This window comes from Leclercia sp. LTM14, from assembly GCF_023736175.1.
GTDB classification, from domain to species: Bacteria; Pseudomonadota; Gammaproteobacteria; order Enterobacterales; family Enterobacteriaceae; genus Enterobacter; species Enterobacter barmai.
In genome coordinates this window covers 194,630-210,656 of record NZ_JAIKTT010000009.1, presented here as the reverse complement: position 1 = coordinate 210,656, position 16,027 = coordinate 194,630, and the positions used below count along the sequence as shown (strand labels likewise).

Annotated in this window: 17 protein-coding genes and 1 pseudogene; 10 read left to right on the top strand and 8 right to left on the bottom strand. The window is 55.4% G+C overall.

The genetic code is table 11. The annotated features are described in order from the left end of the window. Positions 1-287: 287 nt before the first annotated feature. Positions 288-1,613 (bottom strand): 30S ribosomal protein S12 methylthiotransferase RimO, encoded by a 1,326-nt coding sequence (rimO, locus tag K5I40_RS17950; RefSeq protein ID WP_223075021.1) that lies wholly within the window; start codon positions 1,611-1,613, stop codon positions 288-290. A gap of 219 nt (positions 1,614-1,832) precedes the next feature. On the opposite strand from rimO, the gene K5I40_RS17945 reads away from it, so the two are divergent. The 6 genes and pseudogenes from K5I40_RS17945 to K5I40_RS17920 all read left to right on the top strand — a co-directional run bounded on the left by K5I40_RS17945 (position 1,833) and on the right by K5I40_RS17920 (position 5,103). Then, positions 1,833-2,327 carry a hypothetical protein gene (locus K5I40_RS17945; protein ID WP_223075022.1) on the top strand — a complete coding sequence of 165 codons (495 nt, stop codon included), beginning with the start codon at positions 1,833-1,835 and terminating at the stop codon, positions 2,325-2,327. Then, positions 2,327-2,518 (top strand): annotated as a pseudogene (locus tag K5I40_RS24035) (PAAR domain-containing protein); the annotation flags it as partial. The gene K5I40_RS17945 and the pseudogene K5I40_RS24035, both read left to right, overlap by 1 nt. A 293-nt stretch (positions 2,519-2,811) precedes the next feature. Further along, positions 2,812-3,882 (top strand): S-type pyocin domain-containing protein, encoded by a 1,071-nt coding sequence (locus tag K5I40_RS17935; protein ID WP_251929868.1) that lies wholly within the window; start codon positions 2,812-2,814, stop codon positions 3,880-3,882. Next, positions 3,879-4,133 carry a pyocin S6 family toxin immunity protein gene (locus K5I40_RS17930; protein WP_166181814.1) on the top strand — a complete coding sequence of 85 codons (255 nt, stop codon included), beginning with the start codon at positions 3,879-3,881 and terminating at the stop codon, positions 4,131-4,133. The genes K5I40_RS17935 and K5I40_RS17930 overlap by 4 nt, the downstream gene beginning before the upstream one ends. Before the next feature lie 2 nt (positions 4,134-4,135). After that, positions 4,136-4,333 carry a CPCC family cysteine-rich protein gene (locus tag K5I40_RS17925; protein ID WP_223075108.1) on the top strand — a complete coding sequence of 66 codons (198 nt, stop codon included), beginning with the start codon at positions 4,136-4,138 and terminating at the stop codon, positions 4,331-4,333. A 596-nt stretch (positions 4,334-4,929) separates the two neighbouring features. Beyond that, complete coding sequence (locus tag K5I40_RS17920) at positions 4,930-5,103, top strand: glycine cleavage system protein T (RefSeq protein ID WP_138369502.1); 174 nt, start codon at positions 4,930-4,932, stop codon at positions 5,101-5,103. Positions 5,104-5,126: 23 nt separating this feature from the next. Here the strand turns inward: K5I40_RS17920 and K5I40_RS17915 are convergent, their stop codons facing one another. Continuing rightward, complete coding sequence (locus tag K5I40_RS17915; RefSeq protein WP_223075024.1) at positions 5,127-6,047, bottom strand: LysR family transcriptional regulator; 921 nt, start codon at positions 6,045-6,047, stop codon at positions 5,127-5,129. A gap of 240 nt (positions 6,048-6,287) precedes the next feature. On the opposite strand from K5I40_RS17915, the gene bssR reads away from it, so the two are divergent. Both bssR and K5I40_RS17905 read left to right on the top strand, forming a co-directional pair. After that, complete coding sequence (gene bssR / locus K5I40_RS17910; RefSeq protein ID WP_039029610.1) at positions 6,288-6,671, top strand: biofilm formation regulator BssR; 384 nt, start codon at positions 6,288-6,290, stop codon at positions 6,669-6,671. A gap of 104 nt (positions 6,672-6,775) precedes the next feature. Next, positions 6,776-7,894 (top strand): PQQ-dependent sugar dehydrogenase, encoded by a 1,119-nt coding sequence (locus tag K5I40_RS17905; RefSeq protein WP_223075025.1) that lies wholly within the window; start codon positions 6,776-6,778, stop codon positions 7,892-7,894. Position 7,895: 1 nt separating this feature from the next. Here the strand turns inward: K5I40_RS17905 and K5I40_RS17900 are convergent, their stop codons facing one another. Next, positions 7,896-8,522: a glutathione S-transferase family protein gene (locus tag K5I40_RS17900; protein ID WP_223075026.1), complete on the bottom strand. Its 627-nt coding sequence runs from the start codon at positions 8,520-8,522 to the stop codon at positions 7,896-7,898. 255 nt (positions 8,523-8,777) lie between these two features. On the opposite strand from K5I40_RS17900, the gene dacC reads away from it, so the two are divergent. Then, the gene (dacC, locus tag K5I40_RS17895; protein ID WP_039029607.1) at positions 8,778-9,983 is read left to right on the top strand and encodes a serine-type D-Ala-D-Ala carboxypeptidase; all 1,206 of its coding nucleotides are present in this window, start codon (positions 8,778-8,780) and stop codon (positions 9,981-9,983) included. A 262-nt stretch (positions 9,984-10,245) separates the two neighbouring features. Here the strand turns inward: dacC and deoR are convergent, their stop codons facing one another. The 3 genes from deoR to K5I40_RS17880 form a co-directional block, all read right to left on the bottom strand. After that, positions 10,246-11,004, bottom strand: a complete 759-nt coding sequence (deoR, locus tag K5I40_RS17890) for a DNA-binding transcriptional repressor DeoR (RefSeq protein WP_139564623.1) — start codon at positions 11,002-11,004, stop codon at positions 10,246-10,248. Positions 11,005-11,071: 67 nt separating this feature from the next. Continuing rightward, entirely contained in the window at positions 11,072-11,680 is a 609-nt protein-coding gene (ybjG, locus tag K5I40_RS17885; protein WP_223075027.1) for an undecaprenyl-diphosphate phosphatase, read from the bottom strand. 7 nt (positions 11,681-11,687) lie between these two features. Continuing rightward, positions 11,688-12,416, bottom strand: coding sequence for a phosphatase PAP2 family protein (locus tag K5I40_RS17880; protein WP_223075028.1), 729 nt, complete (start codon positions 12,414-12,416; stop codon positions 11,688-11,690). A gap of 167 nt (positions 12,417-12,583) precedes the next feature. On the opposite strand from K5I40_RS17880, the gene K5I40_RS17875 reads away from it, so the two are divergent. Continuing rightward, on the top strand, positions 12,584-13,819 hold the full coding sequence (locus tag K5I40_RS17875) for an MFS transporter (RefSeq protein WP_223075029.1): 1,236 nt from the start codon (positions 12,584-12,586) through the stop codon (positions 13,817-13,819). Between the two features lie 117 nt (positions 13,820-13,936). Here the strand turns inward: K5I40_RS17875 and K5I40_RS17870 are convergent, their stop codons facing one another. Continuing rightward, positions 13,937-14,749: a Cof-type HAD-IIB family hydrolase gene (locus tag K5I40_RS17870; RefSeq protein WP_223075030.1), complete on the bottom strand. Its 813-nt coding sequence runs from the start codon at positions 14,747-14,749 to the stop codon at positions 13,937-13,939. Then, positions 14,739-15,956: an MFS transporter gene (locus tag K5I40_RS17865; protein ID WP_223075031.1), complete on the bottom strand. Its 1,218-nt coding sequence runs from the start codon at positions 15,954-15,956 to the stop codon at positions 14,739-14,741. Before K5I40_RS17865 ends, K5I40_RS17870 begins: the two co-directional genes overlap by 11 nt. Positions 15,957-16,027: the final 71 nt, after the last annotated feature.

Sequence of the window (16,027 nt, the reverse complement as noted above, 5' to 3'; positions counted from 1 at the left end):
CCGACGCCTGTTTTTGCAGGCGCAACAGGAAGATACTGCGAGGAGATCGAGGCGACAACCTGGAAAAACCATTCCCGGAATCCGCCTCGCAAAGTTTTAAAGCAACGTGAAATATTACATGGAAACAGCCAGGAACCGCCCGGCGGCGCTGCGCTTGCACGGGCCTACAAACGGATACCGATTTGTAGGCCGGGTAAGGCGCAGCCGCCACCCGGCGATGTTATTACGGTGCGATGTGTTCCCCTCACCCCATCCCTCTCCCTGAATGGAGAGTGAGCAAAACGAAATTAAACCCGCGTACCCCACAGGTCATACTCGTCGGCGTTCTCAACCTTCACGCGCACGATATCACCCGGTTTCACTTTGGTTTCACCGTTCAGGTAGACCGCACCGTCGATTTCCGGGGCATCGGCCATGCTGCGGCCAATGGCGCCTTCTTCATCCACTTCGTCGATGATGACCATGATTTCGCGGCCCACTTTCTCCTGCAGACGTTCAGCAGAGACCTGCTGTTGCAGCTGCATGAAGCGGTTCCAGCGCTCTTCTTTGACCTCTTCCGGCACCTGATCCGCCAGTTCGTTGGCGGTCGCGCCTTCCACCGGGCTGTACTTGAAGCAGCCCACGCGATCCAGACGCGCTTCGACCAGGAAGTCGAGCAGCATCTGGAAGTCTTCTTCGGTTTCACCCGGGAAGCCAACGATAAAGGTGGAGCGCAGGGTCAGATCCGGGCAGATTTCACGCCACTGCTTGATGCGCGCCAGCTGGCGGTCAACGGAGCCAGGACGCTTCATCAGCTTCAGAATACGCGGGCTGGCGTGCTGCAGCGGGATATCCAGGTACGGCAGGATTTTGCCTTCCGCCATCAGCGGGATCACGTCGTCCACGTGCGGATACGGGTAGACGTAGTGCAGACGGGTCCAGATGCCGAGCTTAGCGAGCTGTTCGCACAGGCCGACCATGCTGGTTTTCACCGGCTCGCCGTTGTGGAAACCGGAGCGGTGCTTCACGTCCACGCCGTAGGCGGAGGTGTCCTGAGAGATCACCAGCAGCTCTTTGACGCCCGCATCCGCCAGACGTTTGGCTTCGGCCAGCACTTCGCCAATCGGACGGCTCACCAGATCGCCACGCATGGACGGGATAATGCAGAAGGTGCAGCGATGGTTGCAGCCTTCGGAAATTTTTAAGTACGCGTAGTGACGCGGGGTCAGCTTCACACCCTGTTCCGGCACCAGGCTCAGGAACGGGTTGTGCTTTGGTTTTGGTACATAGTGATGCACATGTTCCAGCACCTGCTCGTAGCTGTGCGGACCGGTGATTTCCAGCACCTTAGGGTGCACTTCGCGGATTTGATCGACTTTGGCGCCCAGACAACCGGTGACAATCACCTTGCCGTTCTCGGTGAGCGCTTCCCCGATGGCTTCCAGAGACTCCTGCACGGCGCTGTCGATAAAGCCGCAGGTGTTAACGATCACCATATCGGCGTTGTCGTAGCTTGGCACCACGTCATAGCCTTCGGTGCGAAGTTCGGTCAGGATACGTTCGGAATCCACCAGGTTTTTCGGGCAGCCCAGGGAGACGAAGCCGATTTTCGGCTGGTGGGTAACATTGCTCATAGATTAAAAAGTAGTCAGTTATGGAGTTATCAGGGCAGGGATTGTACAGAGGTTGAGGAGAAAATTGTACTGAAGAATTGTGGTCGGTACGGCTTTTCGGTGCAAGTCCATTCTTGCTATTACGAAACGATGTTCGTTTAGATTTTATGCTTATTGATTATGTGGTTATTGTTTGTAAAATGACCATCGGAATTATTTTTATAACAAGTAGAGGGACTTATGAAACAGTACAACAACGATCTTACCCCGGAAATTCTGGCAAGCCTGAAAGAGCCAGCATTCACCCCTGAACAAATCGCTGAAATGCCCGAAGATGCCCGTAAAATTGTCATGAAACAGCTGGCGTTACAGCAACGTCCCGTCGCTGCCGTTTATCGGCCTGCTGTTGCAGGGAGTCTGACACGGCGAGGAGGTATTGCTGATGAATTTGAACCCGATCCGAACAAAGGCGCAAAAGCCCTGCTCAGTAATGGTCAGTATGCCAGTATATTGTATGAAGGCTGCACCGTTACCTATGCAGATGGCACAAAGAGCAGGATTGCCACCAGCGCAGGTCAGTCTCACACCGTGGCAGGTAAAGGAATGGGGCTGGTCGGAAGCCTTCTGGAAAACGGGGATGAAATTATCAGCACGCCTGCTAACTGCGGATTTATTGTTAAGTATGAAGATGATCCTGTTCCGGAGGATTTTTTATCTGCCCATGAGGTAGCGTAATGGGACATCGTTCAGATTGCTACGGACGGGGAACGGCGCTGGAAGGTGATAAAACGACCACTGGCGCTGTCTGTATTGCTTCTATGTCCAACGATACCGAGCACGGGCGCAGAGTCATGCGTGTTGGTGATAAAACGACCCGGTGTCCCAAATGTGGCGAACCTGGTGTTGTGGTTTCGGGAGAACCACGCGATACCAATATGGGGAAAATAGCCGCGGTAGATGGTTCAGTCGTGCGCTGTGCCTGCCCTTCAGGGTCTAACTGGATTATCGCACCTGCCGGGCAGTGGGTAGGGCCGGGAGTGGATCCGTCGATTGCCGCGCAAGCACAACTATTTGCAGAACGTAAAGCCGCTCAGGAAGCAGAAGAGAAGCGACGGGCAGAAGAGCGGGAACATAACCGGGTTTTGCAAAATCCTGTCTTCGTGGTGAAGGCTGTAACGATGCAGGGACGCAGCAGGAGCCTCATACCAATTTTGCTGATATGGGCTTGTTTAAGGCGGCTCCTGCTACGGATGCAGCAACCGACTCAGATGCACCACAGCACGCACAGACAGCAAAGAAAAAGCCACCAGCCCCGGATATCCCAAAACCGAAGAAGCGCAGCACCCTGTACAAGTGGTTTAACGGCAACCATGAAGAAATGGAGTACCAGGCCGCAGTTGCAGCCGCAGCCAGTGCAACCAGAGCACAGACAGCTACCGCCGGGGTTAATGTTCTTGAACAGATTGGCGGGCGCTTTGCTACCTATGGCACATGGGCGGTACGCGGTGCTGAAATCGCCACGGCTGGTGCAGGCGCATCCGTTGCCGGGTTTTTAGTGGGTATGATGCCCGGACGGCTGAACGACGGTGAGCAAGATTTCATCGACCGAATGCGGCTTGCACAGATGAGTGAAGCGCCCACGCGCGTTCGCTACACATGGGAGAATGACAGTAACGGAAACCCCGTCCCGCATGGCTGGCACACCCCATCCGGTAAAGACAGGGTGCGGGTCCGTAAAATGCAGTGGGACATCACCCGACAGGCGTACACCTTCACCACCGAGGAAGAAAGCCCGGTAACAATCATCTGGACCCCGGACCATTCTGGTGTGCGCACTCCGTCAAATACAGGTAATCAAACCCCACTCAGGCTACCGGGAACGATCCTTGTTAACCCGCTGCCGGATGGAACTCAGATCACCAGTACGACAACTCCTGCACCAGAGGAGAAGAGTTTCGCGGATTATATTCTGATCCTGCCTGTATCGGATATTCCGCCGATTTATATCTATCTGAATGCGGATCATAAGTATCACGTGGCTCCGCGAGGTACACCGCCATTACCCGCATTTCCCGATGCTAAAACGGCTAAGAAAAGAACCCCAGTAAAAGGTGGGGGAACATTACGTTCAAGATGGAAGGATTCTAAAGGGCGTATTTTCGAGTGGGACTCACAGCACGGTACGGTTGAAATGTATGATCGATCAGGCCGAAACCATCTCGGGGAGTTTGATCCTGTATCAGGAGAGCAGACCAAGCCAGCGGATCCAACCAGAAGGGTAGAAAAATGACAATTATTTATACTGTTGATGCATTTGATCGTGTAGATGAACTACTTGTTTTTGAGGTTGAAGTACCTAAAGAAAAACTTCCTGAAGTTAGTGAGGTTATGGAGTGGAGCGAAGAGGACTATAACGATTTTGCTGCGGGGCTTGGAGGGTGGAATCTGACCGAACAAAAAGTTAGAGCCATTGAAGGGATTTTAGGCCAAGAATTCTATCAGGAAGATCTCGACTATCAAATTTCAGGTGGCGAAGTTTGAAAATGATGGATCTTGTACACTCATGCTCTTGTTGCTGTCAGTATGAATTCCCCGAAGAGGGAAGTTATGAGATTTGCCCGGTATGCAACTGGGAGGATGATCCTGTTCAGGCTGAAGAACCAGATTACAGAGGTGGGGCTAATGTTATGAGTTTGAACGAAGCGCGCCAAGCATTCCGGCAAGGCCGAAAAGTCAGTTAGCCTGCTTTGGTGGATTTCATCTGTGAGCGGAATGGCTGGATTTGTCCCAGCCTTTCTGTTGCTTTTTAACCTGCTTTATCTGTCACACGAAGTGGGATACCTTCGGCGACACAAGACAACTCCAGCGCCGCAGATATCGGATATCCCGCAGATTTATAACTACATACGCAACAATCCTGGCAAGTCACAGGCAAAGGCCAAAAGTTTATTGGCACCTTAATGGCACCTTATTAGCCGATGCGGGTCAGGGTATGCGGCTTGCACAGATTAGTGAATCCCGGTGTTTTTTCGTTCAGACCGGCGATGTCGGGGATTAGAGCAAAGGCAGCAATGTATAATTTTTGACTTTCGGGCAGCCCAGGGAGACGAAGCCGATTTTCGGCTGGTGGGTAACATTGCTCATAGATTAAAAAGTAGTCAGTTGTGGAGTTGTAAGGGCAGGGATTGTACAGGGTTCTTGCAGGGATTTATACAGATCCCTGTGCTGTGCAGGCAGCGGCTAAGATTTTCTTATCCCGGCTTTAAGGGGCCCTTATTGGATTGGTTAAACAGATAACTTATCTTTTACCTCGTCGATTACTTAAATGAGGTACGTTATGAGAGATATTTATCTGCAATCTAAATTAGAAATGGCCAAAACCCTCCACACCTACGGCGTCGAATTATCCTGTATTTCCGTTGCCACAGGTCTGACCCAGTCCAAATTAGTCAATGAATTAAAAATTGCCGATGACAGCGAATTCGGTAAGCACAAAATCAAAAAATACTAACCCGGCTATTATTCTCTGAACATTCAGGTCGGGTTATTTACTGAGAAATCGGCCAGCAGAGAATAGAGCAGTTTATTCATCTCTTTTCTGAAAGAAGAGTAAATACTGAATTGCGGTAGCGTGAAGGGCGTATCCAGTTTCTTCAGGTTATACATCCCGGCATAGGTCGAAAAGACCTTTTCGGGGATAATGCCCAGGCAGTCGGTCTGAGAAACAATCAGCAGGATGGACGCGAAAGAGGTCGTCAGCAGGCAGCGCTCGCTGGAACGGAATTTTTTATCAACGATGCTCCGGTGATAAATAATCTTTTCGTTTTTGGTGTTGTAGCCCACAAGGTTGGCCTCCCTGAACATCTCTTCCGTTACCGTATCCCCATAAAGAGGATTATCTTTTGCAGCAATCAACACCAGCGTCATATCACTCATCTTCTGGCAAGAAAGATTACTGCTCTCAACAGAAAAGGTGGAGAACACCACATCCGCCTGGCGCATATTCAGCAGTTCGGTAATTTTCGCTTCGTTGAGATCGGCGGTGCGGTGCAGCAGGCTGATATCCGAATTCATCCTGACAATCTTTTCCGTGAGATCGGGTACGACCAGCGGCGAAATAAAGGATTCGGTATAGAGCGTCAGCCTTCTCTTTTTAATCTGTGACGAGAGCGGAAGCAGGGTGGCAAGTTTATCGATGATCGGCAGGATATTATCGTACAGCTCATCCGCATAGACCGTGGGCAGCAGAATATTGCCGCTGCGCACAAACAGGTTATCGCCCATCTGCTCGCGCAGTTTTCGCAGCGACTGGCTGACGGCGGAAGGCGATATGTCCAGCATATCGGCCACTCGGGAGATACTGCCCACGCTGTAAATCAGGCAAAAGAGGGTCAGCAGATTCAGGTCGATCCGGGTTAACGAGACGATCTTTTCTGATACCGGCAAGGTTTGCATACGCCCTCTGTATCACCGCGCGACCCTCTGAAAAATAGCAGGTTGCGCGCCCGCTGCTGTGAGGGAGAAGTATGATTTTGAATTTACCCGCGCTGCAGGCCTTCTCGCTGCTGCCTGGACGCGGCGATTTAACATTGTAAATTATGCAAAACAGTCGCGTATTATTGACCTGACGCATTAAGTTGTACAAAAAACAGCCATAATCTAAAGGTGTTCTAAGCTGACAAGGGGGGAAATAGCATGTCCGTTGACAGACTAAAACGCGATCTTCTGAACAAGATGATCAACGCCCGAATTGATCTCGCGGCCTATCTGCAGTTGAGGAAAGCGAAGGGGTACATGTCAGTCAGCGAAAGCGACCATCTGCGTGACAACTTCTTTGAACTTTGTACTTATATGCGTGAAAAAGCGCCTGAACTGAGAGCCTATTGTAATCCCGAGGAGCAGGCTATGCTCTATCGCGCCGCCGGTTCGCTCACTACCGCAGGCGTCTGTATGATGACCGGCAACCACGATTGCCCGACATTTATCGCCGTCAACGCAGAGAAGCTGGAAAACTGTCTGAACGATCTCACTCTCTGCATCCAGTATCTGAAATCGCATGCACCGCTGATTCGGAGCTGACCCCGGGGGAGGCAACTCCCCCAACTGTTTAAGTTTTTGTAAAAGTAAGAGTGCCCCTGCGCTGAGTGGCTACCTTTAAGGCATATGTCGAAAAGGAGTGCATTATGCGTCGATCCTCGCTTATTTCCCTGCCAATGTTGCTGATATCCGCCTCGCTGTGTGCGGCACCCGCCGACGTGAAGGTCGAAGTGCTGCAAAATAAACTCGATCACCCCTGGTCGCTGGCGTTCCTGCCGGGAGATCAGGGCATGTTGATCACCCTGAAAGGCGGCCAGCTTAAGCGCTGGCAGGCGGGTAAGGGGCTTTCCGATCCCATCGTCGGCGTGCCGAAGGTCTGGGCTAACGGCCAGGGCGGACTGCTCGACGTGGTGCTGGCACCTGACTTCGCGACCTCGCGCCGGGTCTGGCTGAGCTATGCCGAAGCGGGGGATGACGGAAAAGCAGGTACGGCGGTGGGGTATGGCCGTCTGAGCGACGATAATACGCGGCTGGAGGCCTTTAAGGTGGTCTTCCGCCAGCAGCCAAAACTCTCTACCGGTAATCATTTTGGCGGTCGGCTGGTGTTCGACGGCAAAGGCTATCTCTATATCGCGCTGGGCGAGAATAACCAGCGGCCTACCGCCCAGGATCTGGACAAGCTGCAGGGCAAGGTGGTGCGCCTGACCGATCAGGGTGCGGTTCCGGGCGATAACCCCTTCGTAAACCGTAACGATGCGCGGCCGGAAATCTGGTCTTACGGGATCCGCAACCCGCAGGGGATGGCGATGAATCCGTGGAGCGATACCCTGTGGCTTAACGAGCACGGCCCGCGCGGCGGGGATGAGATCAACATCCCGGAAAAAGGCAAAAACTACGGCTGGCCGCTGGCGACGCACGGCATCAACTACAGCGGCTTGCCGATCCCGGAGGCCAAAGGTGAGCATGTTGAAGGCACCGAGCCGCCGCTGTTTGTCTGGAAGCAGTCCCCGGCCCTGAGCGGGATGGCCTTCTATAACAGCGATGTTTTCCCGCAGTGGAAAAACAAACTGTTTATCGGCGCGCTGAAGGACAAGGATGTGATCGTACTGAACGTTAACGACAAAAGGGTAACCGAAGAGGGGCGCATTCTGGGGGATCGCGAGCAACGGGTCCGCGATGTGCGGGTCGGGCCGGATGGCTATTTATACGTGCTGACCGATGAGTCGGACGGGCAGCTGTTAAAAGTCAGCCCGTCCGGGAAATAGCTTAAGTAACCGGGATCATCACCACGTTACGGTAGGCAGGGCGTTCGCTCAGCTTAGCCATCCAGCGTTCCAGATGCGGGCGCGAAGTCCACTCCAGGCCAACGTTGGTGAGGTTCCAGACAAAGGGCGCGACGGCGATGTCGCCCACGCCAAAGTCGTCGCCCGACAGCCACGGCTGTGTCGCCAGGGTTTCATCCAGCATGGCGAGCAGGGATTCGCAGCTCTCTTTTGCGGCATTAATGGCCGGGTAGTTACGCTCGGCTTCCGGGGTTCTCACCAGCCCCATCAGGATCACCCGGTGGGCAGGCGACAGCGTCTGGTTGGCCCAGTCCATCCACTTTTCACCAACGGCACGCTTTGCGGGAGCATCGATCCAGAGTCGGTTCTGGCCATATTGTGCGGCGAGGTAGCGCACGATGGCGTTGGATTCCCACAGCGTCAGGTCGGTTTCGTCATCGCGCAGCAGCGGAACCAGGCCATTGGGGTTCATCGCCAGATACTCCGCGTCTTTATTCACCCCGAACTCCAGTCCCGCCATGATCTGGTTAAAGGGTAAATCGAGCTCTTCCAGCGTCCAGAGCACCTTTTTGACGTTGGTTGAATTGTTCCTGCCCCACAACGTAATCATAATAACCCCTTATAATTAAAGCCGATCTTAAGATAACATCCGAGTGTATGGCTTCACATGGTGAGATAAACCCAACAAATACGCAACAGAGGCGAAAAAAATCGATGAGGTCAAAGCGTATCGGGTTGTTATTGCATAAACTTTAAAAACTTTACCAGGATTTGGTTTTTTTAAGGCTTTAGTACGTTATTACTCATCGCTTCTTACGGCACGGTAGTGTGACGTGATTTTTGGAATGGAAATTCGGGTGGCAACATGATGCGAAAAACTTCTTCTTTACGCGGTCTGGTGGCAGGTTCTGCGCTGCTGGTCCTTTTTGCACCTTCGCTGTACGCAGCGGAACAGGCGGCGCCAGAGGCCCCGCCGGTTGATGCGCGCGCCTGGATATTGATGGACTATGCCAGCGGCAAAGTGCTGGCCGAAGGCAATGCGGACGAGAAACTCGACCCTGCAAGCCTGACAAAAATCATGACCAGCTACGTGGTGGGGCAGGCGCTGAAAGCGGGCAAAATCAAGCTCACCGACATGGTGACCATCGGCAAAGACGCCTGGGCGACCGGCAACCCGGCGCTCCGTGGCTCCTCGGTGATGTTCCTCAAGCCCGGCGATCAGGTGGCGGTTTCCGACCTGAATAAAGGGGTAATTATTCAGTCGGGGAATGATGCCTGCATCGCGCTGGCCGATTATGTGGCCGGCAGCCAGGATTCGTTCATTGGTCTGATGAATGGGTATGCGCAAAAATTAGGCCTCACTAACACCACCTTTAAAACGGTTCACGGCCTGGATGCGCCGGGTCAGTTCAGTACTGCCCGCGATATGGCGCTGCTCGGTAAGGCGCTGATTCATGACGTGCCGGAAGAGTATGCGATCCACAAAGAGAAAGAGTTCACCTTCAATAAGATCCGCCAGCCGAACCGTAACCGCCTGCTCTGGAGCAGCAACGTGAACGTCGACGGCATGAAAACCGGTACCACGGCAGGGGCAGGGTATAACCTCGTGGCGTCAGCCACTCAGGGCGATATGCGTCTGATCTCGGTGGTGCTGGGCACCAAAACCGACCGCATCCGCTTTAACGAGTCGGAAAAACTGCTGACCTGGGGCTTCCGCTTCTTCGAAACCGTCACGCCGATTAAGCCGGACGCGACCTTTGTCAGCCAGCGCGTCTGGTTTGGCGATAAGAGCGAGGTTAGCCTCGGTGCCGGCGAAAGCGGTTCCGTGACCATTCCGCGCGGCCAGCTTAAAAACCTGAAAGCGAGCTACACCCTGACCGATAAACAGCTCACCGCACCGTTGAAGAAAGGCCAGGTGGTGGGCACCATCGACTTCCAGCTAAACGGCAAATCCATTGAACAGCGTCCGCTGGTGGTGATGGAAGCGGTGGAAGAGGGCGGCTTCTTCGGCCGGATGTGGGATTACGTAATGATGAAATTCCACGAGTGGTTTGGTGGTTGGTTTAAGTAGTTGAAAACAACGCCGGGTGGCGGCTTCGCCTTACCCGGCCTACAAATATCGTAGGCCCGCGCAAGCGCAGCGCCGCCGGGCGTCAGGCCGCCAACCGGCCCAAATCGTAGGCCCACGCAAGCGCAGCGCCGCCGGGCATCAGGCCACCAATCAGCCCAATACCGTAGGCCCGCGCAAGCGCAGCGCCGCCGGGCGTCAGGTCGCCAACCGGCCCAAATCGTAGGCCCGCGCAAGCGTAGCGCCGCCGGGCAATAACCCGCACTCAGTACATCAGCTTAATCTGCTGCGCCTTTGCATAAGAAACCAGCTCCTCGTCCGGGCGACAGTCGCTCACAATGGCGTTAAAGCGCGTCAGCTCACCCATTCGCGCCGGGCGCACTTTGCCAATCTTGCTGTGGTCCACCACCAGCACATGGTACTGGGCCATATTCATCGCCCACTGTTTTACCGGCAGCTCGTCGAGATTAAAGCAGGTCGCCCCCTGACGGACATGCACGCCCGCCGCGGAGTAAAAGGCGATATCCGGACACAGGTTATTGAGCGTGTCCTGTAAATTAAGCGGTTTGAAAATCGCATTGCTGGCGTGGAACTCACCGCCGCAGAGGATCACCCGGCATTCGGGCTTTTCCTGCAACGCGAGGAAGGTGTTCAGAGAGTAGCAGACGCCGGTAAACGGCAGGTCGTTATCAATGGCTTCGATGATCCACGGCGTGGTGGTGCCGCAATCGAAAAACAGCGTCTGATGGGGTTGTACCAGCGACGCGGCAAGACGCGCGGCTTTGCGCTTCTCATCCACCAGGCGGGTCTTTTGATCGCTCAGCAGATAGTGGCTGGCGCTGCGGGGCTCAAGGACGATATAGCCGCCAAGCAGCACCACAGGGCCACTTTCACTGTTGAGATCGCGACGAATGGTCATCTCGGAGACACCCAGCAGCGCGGCGGCTTCTTTCAGGTGCAATTTGTCGCTGCGCTTGAGCGCATTAATCAGTTGAGCCAGCCGTTCGTCACGTCGTGTTTCCATAGATCCTCGGAGCCATAAATGAACCCCCGTTACGCCGGGGGCTCAAGTTTAACTCGCTAAACCCGAATTAGTCACGTATCCAGCCTTTACGGATAGGCAGGGCAAAGCAGAACCGGTACAGCTGCGAAAGACGTTGATAGATAACGTCACCGCACAGATTCCACAGGATCTGCGCGCTCAGGCAGCCCAGCATGCCGACCATCAGTCCGCCCAGCATGTCCATCGGCCAGTGCACGCCAAGGTAGACGCGGGACCAGGCGATGGTGCAGGCCACTATCATCAGGACGATGCCCGACCAGACGCGATGCCAGAACAGGAACGCCAGCGCAAAGGTGAAGATGACGGTGCCGTGATCGCTCGGGAAGGAGTCGTCGGCGGCATGATGCAGGAAGTTATAGCCGACACGATCGACAAACGGGCGGTCATGCGGGAACATATGCCCCAGCAGCCAGGACGCCGCCAGGCTAATCAGCAGCGCCATGGCGATCTTAATCACCAGCTGGCGCTGGGCACTTACCTGCTTGCGCGGCCCCCACAGCCAGAGGATCGCAATCAGCGCCGGAACGATGCTAATCATATCTTTCGCCACAAAGGTGGCGAGTTTGATGCTCCACTCCGGTGAAGCAGGTGTGGCGTTGATCAGTTCAAACAGTCCGTAGTTCAGATTTTCTAACATACCCTCGTCACTCTTTTGCAAACCAGGCGGAAACAAGGCCGTAGGCCACCACCTGTGAAAACCACACCCACCAACCTGCCCACAGGTTATGGGAGAAGAAATGTGCCCCGCGCATCACCTGGCCATAGCCCATGACCAGCCCGAGCACAATACCCGCTACCACCATTCCCCAGGCCAGGCGCGGACGCTCGCGCCAGAAGGCGAAGAACAGCCCCATCACCATAAAGCCGCTTGAGGCGTGTCCGCCCGGGAAACAGCGGCCAGGGCCACTGCCGGCGGGGGCGGTATCAAACAAGGGATACGACAGCGCTTTGCCACCGTACTCAACCAGATCCCAGGGGCAGCTGTGATGGCTGATGGCTTTCATCACACCAACCACCGCCGTGCCCAGCCCCATTAACAGAGCCCCGGTTACCAGCCGGGCGTTGCGTCGGTACGCGCCGTAAAGCAGCGTTCCGGCGGCCAGGGCAATGGTCAGGTATTTCGCCAGTCGATGATTGAGCAGATCCAGCAGCGCGTTCTGCTGCAGCGGAAAGTGCTGAGTCGCCGCGTCAAACCAGTAGCCCGTCAGCATCCGGTCAAGGGTCTCATCCCGTGAAAGCCACGTGAAAATCCCGGCCAGAACCAGCAGCGCAATAAGCTGATAACCATAAAAACGTACCGGCAAGCGGTAAAGGGGTTTTGTCTTAGAACTCTTTAACTTAGACAATTCTGAAGCGGAGGAAATCTGTGTCATAATTAAGGTCAATGACTGGAAAAGCCCAAGCATACGGATGCCAACTTAAGGAAACCTTAAACGACGGCGATTTGTGCCTTATTTCTGAACTGCCGCGTGAATCTGCTATATCTGGCGCGGCCATTTCATTACACTCTGCGCGATTTTTTATCGGATATTGAGACTCCATGTTAAACCGTTCTTCTTCTGGCACTCGCCTGGGGCGTCAGGCGTTGCTGTTCCCCCTGTGCCTGGTGCTTTACGAATTCTCCACCTATATCGGCAACGATATGATCCAGCCCGGCATGCTGGCGGTGGTCGAGCAGTACAACGCCGGGATCGAGTGGGTTCCCACCTCCATGACCGCCTATCTGGCGGGGGGAATGTTTTTACAGTGGCTGCTTGGGCCGCTGTCGGATCGTATTGGCCGTCGTCCGGTGATGCTCACCGGGGTGGCGTGGTTTATCGTCACCTGCCTGGCGACCCTGCTGGCGCAAACCATCGAGCAGTTTATGGTGCTGCGTTTTTTACAGGGAGTCAGCCTGTGCTTTATCGGCGCGGTCGGCTATGCCGCCATCCAGGAGTCGTTTGAAGAGGCGGTGTGCATCAAAATCACCGCCCTGATGGCTAACGTGGCGCTGATTGCGCCCCTGCTGGGCCCGCTGGTGGGGGCGGCCTGGGTCCACGTTGCACCGTGGGAGGGGATGTTTGTGCTGTTTGCCGCGCTGGCGGCGATCTCTTTTTACGGCCTGCACCGGGCGATGCCGGAAACCGCCACCCGTATTGGCGAGAAGCTCTCATTGCAGGAGCTGGGGCGCGACTATAAAGAAGTGCTGAAAAATGTCCGCTTCGTGGCGGGAGCGCTGGCCATTGGCTTTGTCTGCCTGCCGCTGCTGGCGTGGATCGCCCAGTCGCCGGTGATCATCATCAGCGGTGAACATCTCAGCAGCTACGAGTATGGCCTGCTGCAGGTGCCGATTTTTGGCGCGCTGATTGTGGGTAACGTCGTGCTGGCTCGCCTGACCTCGCGTCGTACCGTGCGCTCGCTGATCATTATGGGCGGCTGGCCGATTGTCATTGGTCTGGTGGTGGCAGCGGTAGCGACGGTGGTGTCATCCCATGCCTATCTGTGGATGACCGCCGGGTTGAGCATTTACGCGTTTGGTATTGGACTGGCGAATGCCGGACTGGTGCGCCTGACGCTGTTTGCCAGCGAGGTAAGTAAAGGTACGGTATCGGCGGCGATGGGCATGTTGCAGATGCTGATCTTCACTGTGGGTATCGAAGTGAGCAAACACGCCTTCAGCAGCGGCGGCAACGGGTTGTTCAGCCTGTTCAACCTGGCAAACGGCCTGCTGTGGCTGGCGCTGATGTTTGTGTTCCTGAAAGATAAGCGGGTGGGGAGTTCGTTACAGCCGGAGTAAGCATTCAAGCCGGGTGGCGGCTTCGCCTTACCCGGCCTACAAAAACGGGCGTCGTGTTAACAAACGGCCCGATATCGTAGGCCCGTGCAAGCAACGCGCCGCCGGGCATTACCCTGCTTAGTTGAACGGTGCTTCCCGGCTCAACACGCGGTCGATAACCTCCAGCACCCCTTCTTCATTATTGTGCGGCGCTTCATAGCGGGCGACCGCTTTGATGTGATCCCGGGCGTTGGCCATGGCAAAGCTGAATCCGGCCTGGCTCAGCATCTCCACGTCGTTACCGCTGTCGCCAAAGGCCACCACTTCGCTGTCGTCAATGCCCCACAGCTCCTGGAGCAGGCGCAGGCCGTTGGCCTTGTGGATCCCCGGCAGGATCAGGTCGATGTTGCCGTGCCCGGTGGTGACCGGCACCATAATATCGCTCAGCTTCTGGTGGATCATCGCCTGGATGCGCGGGATCTCTTCGTCCGGCAGATTCAGCCCGAATTTAAAGAAGATATCGTTGAAGTTGTCGAAGTTATCCACCTTTTCCAGGCGATGATAATACTTCGCTGCCACGTCATGGAACGCCTCGCCATAGTGCTTGAGGGTATAAGCGCTGCCTTTGCCACAGGCGATCACTTCTACTTCGGGAATTGAACAGAGAAATTCCGCCACGGTGGCGAACTGCGCCTGGGTCAGCTCGCCGTTATAGACGTCTTCACCGGCATTCACCACCCAGCCGCCGTTTTCGGCCACAAAGGCAATCTCATCGGCTATCTCCGGGAAAAAGGAGATCAGCTGGTAATACTGGTTGCCGCTGGCGACCACAAACCGAATGCCCCGTTCCTTCATCTGCGCATACTGGCGCAGGAAGCGCGCGCGATTGTACTCCTTCGCATCGTTCAGGAAGGTGCCATCCATATCAACCGCAATCATTTTAACGCTCATATCCATTCTCCATGACAGATCCAGCCTGTGCGGCCGGTTTGGCGACCGCCCGGGCAACCAGGGCGGCAATCATCACTAATCCCAGTACCACCATCATGGCGCTGCGTAAGCCATAATGTTCGCCGAGGAAGCCCAGCAGCGGCGGGCCCACCAGGAAGGCGAGGTAGCCGGTGGTGGCAACCACGCTGACGCGGGTCGGCGCATCCGGGCCGGTATCGCTGGCCGCCGAGATGGTGAGCGGGAAGCCGAGCGAAGCGCCAAGTCCCCACAGGATCACCGACACGCCGGCAATCCAGTCGACATCGACAAAAATAATCAGCGCAATGCCCAGCCCGCCGAGCAGGGCACTGGCGCGCACCACCGTTACGCGGCTGTAGCGGTCAATAAACCAGCCGCCGGTAAAGCGCCCGACGGTCATGCCGAGGGTAAACCCGGCGTAAATCAGCGAGCCGGAGGTGGGGCTGAATCCGTGACCGTCCACCATCAGCAGCGGCAGCCAGTCGTTCGCGGAGCCTTCGGCAAAGGCCATCGCCAGCACCACCACGCCAATCAGCATCAGCTGCATATCGCGATAGAACGGCAATCCTTTCTCACCGGTTTTGCTCTTGCCCGCCTGGTTTTTGCCGTTGCCGTCCGGGATGGCGGTGATACCCAGCAGGACCGGGGCGATACAGACCAGCGCCGCCAGCAAAATATGCAGATTCGCGGCAATGCCGGAGGCGGTCAGCGCCATGCCGACACCCGCGCCTGCCAGCGTGCCGAGGCTGTAAAAGCCGTGCATCATCGGCAGCACGGTTTTGTTCATCTCGCGCTCGATGGTGGCACCTTCCACGTTGATGGCCACTTCGGCGGCGCCAAAACTGCCGCCAAAGACGGTGAGCCCGAGGGCAAACGCCAGCGGGGAGGCGAACCACAGCGCAACGCTGAGCATAATCATACCCACAATCGCGCAGCACATGGTGGTGCGGATCACTTTCCGCGTGCCGAAGCGCTTAACCAGCCAGGCGGAGCAAAGAATGCCGCTCATGGAGCCAATCGACAGGCCAAACAACACGATGCCCATCTCTGCCGTTGAGACCGACAAAATGTCGCGGATAGCGGGGGTACGTGTGGCCCAGGAGGCCATTAACAGGCCGGGAATAAAGAAGAACATAAACAGCGCCCACAGGCGGCGTTGCAGAATTTTGCGCGATGAGATGACGGTCATGATTTCTGTACCAGAGGGACAACACAGGAGACAACACTAGCAAGGTTGTGTACATTTGTACATAAATTCGC